A 5875-nucleotide genomic window follows, 5' to 3' on the forward strand; every position below is an offset into this window, starting at 1 on the left:
CAGTCCTTCAGCAGCGCGAAGTCCGCCGTCGTGGTGGCGCCCTTCTTGATCTTCACGGTGGTCACGGTCGGCTGGTAGCCGTCCTTGGCCACGATCAGCTGGAGCGGGTTGTTGCGCACGTCGAGCCAGAGCGCGTACGTCCCGTCCTTGGCGGTCTTCAGGGTGTAGTGCGTCGCCCAGGTGTCGATCTGGACGGTCGCCCCGGCCAGCGGGCCGCCGCCGGAGGCGGTGACGGTGCCGGCGATCTTCCCCCAGGTGGCCGGGGGCTTGACGGTGAAGGCGACACCGATCGGCGCGAGCCGGTAGGGGGTGTCGGTGGTGAGGCTCAACGAGGCGGTGTAGACGCCGGGTTGGGTGATCTCCGGTGCCGACGCGTCGAGCGTGACGGTGAGGTTCGCGCTCGCGCCCGGCGCCACCGTCAGGGTGTCGGTGCTCTCCGACAGCCAGGTGACGTCCGAGGAGCCGGTCTGGTCGTACCCGGGCAGCACCTCGGCGGTGCCGTCGGGGGTGCTGCCGACCAGGCCGCCGACGGCGTAGAAGCCGGCCGAGCCGCCGCCGCGGTAGAGCGAGGAGTTGGCGTTGGGCAGCGCGGTCCAGGAGTCCGCGCTCGGGTCGTACGCCCAGGTCTGGTTGGTCAGTGCTGCGCTGTCGTTGACGGCGCCGCCCTCGACCAGCAGCAGGCCGTTGGCCGCCGCGTAGGAGGAGCCCCACGCGTCGGTGGGCTGGTCGGCGATCGGCGACCAGGAGTCCGTCGCCGGGTCGTAGACGTAGGCGGAGCTGATGCTGCCGGCGTCGGTGGTGCCGCCGGAGCAGTACAGCTTGCCCGCGATGCCGCCGCAGGACTCCCAGGACACCGGGATCGGGTAGGACGCGGCCGTCGACCAGGAGTCGCTGGACGGGTCGTACACGGTCACGTCGCTCTCGCCGCAGGCGGTGGCGGTGCAGCCGCCGACCGAGTACAGCTTGCCGTCGAGCACCGCCGTGCCCGAACCGGCGTACGGCTTGGGCGAGTTGGCGCCGGTGGACCAGGTGTTGGAGGCGATGTCGTAGATCTCCAGCTTGGCGTCCGGGTCACCGGTGGGGCCCCAGCCGCCGGCGGCGTAGAGCTTGCCGTCGATGATGCCGTGCGCGGGCGACTCGCGGGTGTCGGCGGCCGGGGCCAGCTTCGTCCACGCGCCGCTGTCCGCGCTGTAGGCGTACAGGTCGCTGGTGTCGGCGGCGCCGGTGAAGCCGAACGCCGAGTAGACGGTGCCCTGCCAGGCGTCGACGGTGTTGTCGCCGGTGGCCACCGGGAGGTCGGGGACCGGCTGCCAGGCGTCGCCGGCCGCACCCTGCGCCGCGGTCGCCTTGGCGGAGTCGGTCGTCTTGCCCGCACCGGCCTTGTCCGCACCGGGCTTGGCCGCGGAGCCGGAGTGCTTCGCGAGCGCCAGCGGCGAGTAGTCGCCCTTGATCAGGTTGAGCGGGGCGCCCGCGGCCTGCACGGTGGCGCCGCCGGGGGTCTCGCCCAGCGTGACGGTGGCCGGCGCGCTGCCGGTGTTCTTCACGGTGACCTTCTGCGTGGCGCTCGCGCCCCACGCCGCGGTCTTGGCGATCGAGGCCGGGGTGACGCTCAACTGCCCGGCCTTGAGGGTCAGATCGCGGTCCACCGAGCCGTTGGAGGGGACGTTGGCGGTGGCGGTGGCCGAGGTGTAGTCCGAGGCGGCCGCCGTCAGCGGGTGCTTGCCGGTCTTGTGCGAGAACAGCCAGTAGAAGCCGTCGCCGACGTTCGGGTCGTCCGGCGTGGCCACGGTGGTGGTGTGGTCGTCGGGGGCGTCGCCGCTGGTGACGGTGGCGCCGTTGACACCGCTGCCGGTGTTGGCGTCGGTGACGTTGCCGACCACGATGCCGCCGGCCACCGGGTCGTAGCTGCGCTGGCCGATGAAGACGTTGTCCAGCTCCCACCAGTAGGCCCAGCTGCCGGTGTAGTGGAAGCGCACCTGGACGCCGCTCTTGCCGGCGTAGTCGGCCAGGGACACCTCGATGTGGCCGTTGGCGGCGGTGGTGGTCTTGTGCCACACGTTGGACCAGGTGCTGCCGCCGTCGGTGGTGACGTCCACGTCGGCCACGGAGTTGCTGTACGACTTGTAGTCGGTGTCGAAGGCCAGCAGCGGGCCGGTGGCCGTGCTGAAGTCCTGGGGCGGCGAGACCAGCGAGGTGTCCTGGCTGTTGGCCTGGCCGAGGTGGTCGCTGTCGACGATGGCGAAGTTGCCGTCACCGCCGGTGGCGTTGGTGCGGCCGCCCTCGTTGGCGAACGACCAGCCGCCCACGGTGCCGTCGGCCTTGGTGACGGTCCAGCCGTCCGGCGGGCCGTCGGTCGAGGTGAAGGGCTCGGTCGAGCCGCTCAGCGAGACGGAGTAGCCCGGCGCGTCGGTGGAGGAGGGGTCGACCGGCACCGACACGTTCGCGGTCAGGTCGGAGGTGCCCACCGTGACCGTCTTGTCCACGGCCTTGTAACCGGGGTAGTCCGCGGTGATGTGCAGGGTGTAGCTGCTGTTCTGCGGCAGCGTCAGCGAGAAGTCGCCGGTGGTCGGGTCGGTGAAGACCGGGCCGCCGGGCACCCCGGCCGCGGTGATCTTCGCGTAGAGCGGCCAGCCGTGGCCGGAGCCGTCGGTGACCTTGCCGGAGACGGTCTGCTGCGGCACCGCGTCCAGCGCGAAGGACTGGGTGACGGTGCCCCCGTCGTCGAGCTGCACGCTGCTCGCCGAGCCGGTCGAGTAGCCGTAGGCGGCGGCCGTCAGGTCGTAGGAGCCCGGCGGGATGTCGAGCTTGTAGGTGCCGTCCGCGCCGGAAGTGGCGCTGTGGTCACCGGCCTTGACGGTGGCGCCGGAGATCGGGTCGCCGGTGGCGTGGTCGGTGACCTTGCCGGTGATCACGCCGTGCGGGCCGCTGCGGAAGGCGTCCAGGCCGTTGGGCGTGCCGAGCCCGGTCGGGCCGTCGTAGCCGGCGCCGGCGGTGCACAGCGCGGCCGGGGAGCAGCTGCCGTTGTTGCCGCTGGTCACGTCGTTGAGCGCGCCGGTCTGGGCGTAGGGGTAGGCGTTGGGGTACGTGTCGGCCGCGGGGGTACCGGCCGACGCGTAGACGCCCGCGATGATCGGGGACGACGCGCTGGTGCCGCCGTACACCGACCAGCCGCCGCCGCCGTAGGTCTGGTAGACCGAGACGCCGGTCTCCGGGTCGGCGACCGCGGAGACGTCGGCGACCGTGCGGTTGGCGCACGCGGTGTCGGTCTGGAAGGCGGGCTTGGGCTCGTAGACCGAGCAGCCCGAGCCCGGGCCGCCGTAGGCGTTGTGCCACACCGACTCGGACCAGCCGCGGGTGGTGCCGGTGTCCTTGGCCAGCGCGGTGCCGCCGACGGAGGTGACGTACTGCGAGGCGGCGGGGTAGCTCACCCCGTAGTCGCCGTCGCCGGAGGAGGCCACGACCGCCACGCCCGGGTGGTTGTAGTACGGGTCCATCGACGTCAGCTCGGACGGGTCCTCACCGCTGCCCGGTGAGGAGTCGTAGCCGGTGCCGTAGGAGTTGGAGACGTACTTCGCGCCGAGGGCGACCGCCTCGTCCACCGCGGCGCCCAGGTCCTCGAAGTTCGCCGAGTCCGCCTCGACGAGCAGGATGTGGGCGTTCGGCGCGACAGCGGAGACCATGTCGATGTCGAGGGAGATCTCGCCGGCCCAGCCCGAGTCGGGGGAGGGCAGGTCGTCGGTGTTGCCGCGCTGGCTGACCTTGGTGAAGCAGCCGCTGTCCACGGTGCACGCCGGCAGCCCGAACTGGTCGCGGTAGACGGCCAGGTCGGCCGCGGCGTTCGGGTCGTCGTACGCGTCGACGATCGCGACGGTCTGGCCCGCGCCGCCGTCGGCGGGCAGGGCGTAGGCGCTTTGCAGGTCGCCCGGGCCGAAGCCGGCCGGGGTGGTGGCGAAGGGCTGGACGCCCTTCTTGGCGGAGACATCGGTGCGCCGCAGCGCGAAGCAGGAGAACGCGCCGGGCTTCGCGGTGCCGCACGAGTGGACCACGTCGGTGTGGGACTTGGTGGCCGTCGGCGCGGCCGATGCCGTTGCCGCCAGGGGCACTTGGAGCCCCAGCGCGGCGAGCGCGGCAGTGGTGAGCGCGGCGAGGGCGCCGCGTCTGAGGGACGGTATGCGCAAGGTGGATCTCCTTGGGCGTGACCTGGTGCCGGGACCTGCCCGGCTGCGGCCCGATCGGACCGCTGGCGTATACCTGTGCCTCACCGACCCCTTATGAATCCTTTACGCGTTGACGGATACCTGACATCGTTGCCATGCGTCGGAGCGTCGCATTCACGCCATCCGGCGCACCGGGCCCACACGGCACCCTCACCCCAACCATGGTGGATCATCACGTTACTCACACCGACCGGCCTCTTGACGCGGGGAGTTCACGGAGGCCGGGCGGGCGGGGCAGCGCGGTGAGCTGGGTGGTTCCGCTTCGCGCCCGGCGGGGGCGGTGTGCCGGGCCGGGGGCGGGGCGCACGGGGGCGCGTGGCGGCGGTGGGATGCGCGGGCGAGTTCCGGCCGGATCGGGGCGCGGGGGTGGCGCGGGCGCGGGAGCGCGGGTTCCGCTTACGGTGCCGGCGGGTGCCGCGGCTCAGTCCAGCCAGCCGTTGCGGGCCGCGTGCCAGACCAGTTGGATGCGGTTGTCGACGCCCGCGGCGCGCTGCATCGCCGCGATCCGCCGCTGCACCGTGCGGATCGCCACGCCCAGCGAGCGGGCCATCGCCGCGTCGGTGCTGCCCATGACGAGCATCGCGAGGATGCGCTGCTGGAGACCGCCGCCCTCGGAGCCGGGCCGGGCGAGCGGCACCGCGCCGGACCAGACGCCCTCGAAGAGCGCCACCAGCGCGTCGAGCAACCCGCTCGCGCCGACCACCAGCATCACCGGCTCGGCGGGCGCGGCGCCCGCCCCGAGCGGCACCAGCGCCACCGAGCGGTCGGCGACGCACATCGGGACCGGCAGCCGGTCGGCGGCGCGGACCTCCGCGTCCGGCGGCAGCCCGTCGAGCGCGTCAGGAGCACCGTCCGGCTGCCGCGCCACGACCGCGCGCTCCACGACGACCTGGCGCCGCACGGCGGGGACGCCGGAGCCGACCGCGCGGAAGAAGCCCGCCCCGCCGGGCCAGTGCGCCCGGCCTGCCGCCGGGCCCGCTGCTGGGCCCGGCCGCCCGTGCGGCTCCACCTCGGGCGGCTGCGCGCCGCCCGGTGCGAAAACCAGCAACTCCGCCCGGGCGCCGCGCAGTACGGCGTCCAACCGGGTGCGGACCGCCTCGGCGCCCTGCACGGCCTGGACCGCCTCCTCCAGGCGGTGGTGGCCCTCGTGCACCTGCTGGTACTCCACCGTGAGCCGGTCGAACAGCTCCCGGCCGCGCAGCAGTTGCTCCTGCGCGCGGGTCAGCAGCGGCAGCAGCCCCTCGTGCGGCGGCCGCGGGTACCAGCGGCCGTCCGGGTCCAGCCGGGCCAGCCCGCGGACCGCCAGCTCCCCGCACGCGGCCCGCGCGGCCTCCGCCGACAGCCCGGCCTGCCGGGCCAGTTCGGCGACCGCCATCCCCCTGGTCGCCACCAGCAGCGGATAGACCCGGTCCGCGGGCGCGCTCAATCCGATTGCTTCAAACGGACGTTCGGCCATGATCATCAACTGTAGCCCCGTTCACCGGCGGAACGCCCGGTTCCGCCGATCGGAGCGGGCCGCCGCGCCCGAGCCTGCGGCGGGTCCACCAGGCCGCGTACGCAAGGCCGTTCACCGGTGACGGACGGTGTCCGCGGCGGCGGACGGTGTCCACAGGGCCGGACCGGCGCCGGGGCGCGGCGGGGGTGGGGGGGGGGGGGGG

General features: G+C 73.6%; 2 protein-coding genes. Both read right to left on the minus strand.

Annotated elements, in window-relative coordinates; translation table 11 throughout:
- The coding region (locus AC3ERT_RS36345) for a carboxypeptidase regulatory-like domain-containing protein (protein ID WP_435179418.1) at positions 1-4178 on the minus strand (4178 nt) is incomplete at its 3' end.
- A 460-nt stretch (positions 4179-4638) separates the two neighbouring features.
- Positions 4639-5673 (minus strand): hypothetical protein, encoded by a 1035-nt coding sequence (locus AC3ERT_RS36350; RefSeq protein WP_435179421.1) that lies wholly within the window; start codon positions 5671-5673, stop codon positions 4639-4641.
- Positions 5674-5875 lie beyond the last annotated feature (202 nt).

The sequence above is a fragment of the Actinacidiphila sp. bgisy145 genome, from assembly GCF_057708125.1.

What these genes read in the sequence shown, in the direction of transcription:
- AC3ERT_RS36350 (WP_435179421.1), bottom strand. Translation starts at nt 5,673, where the DNA reads ATGGCCGAACGTCCGTTTGAAGCAATCGGATTGAGCGCGCCCGCGGAC.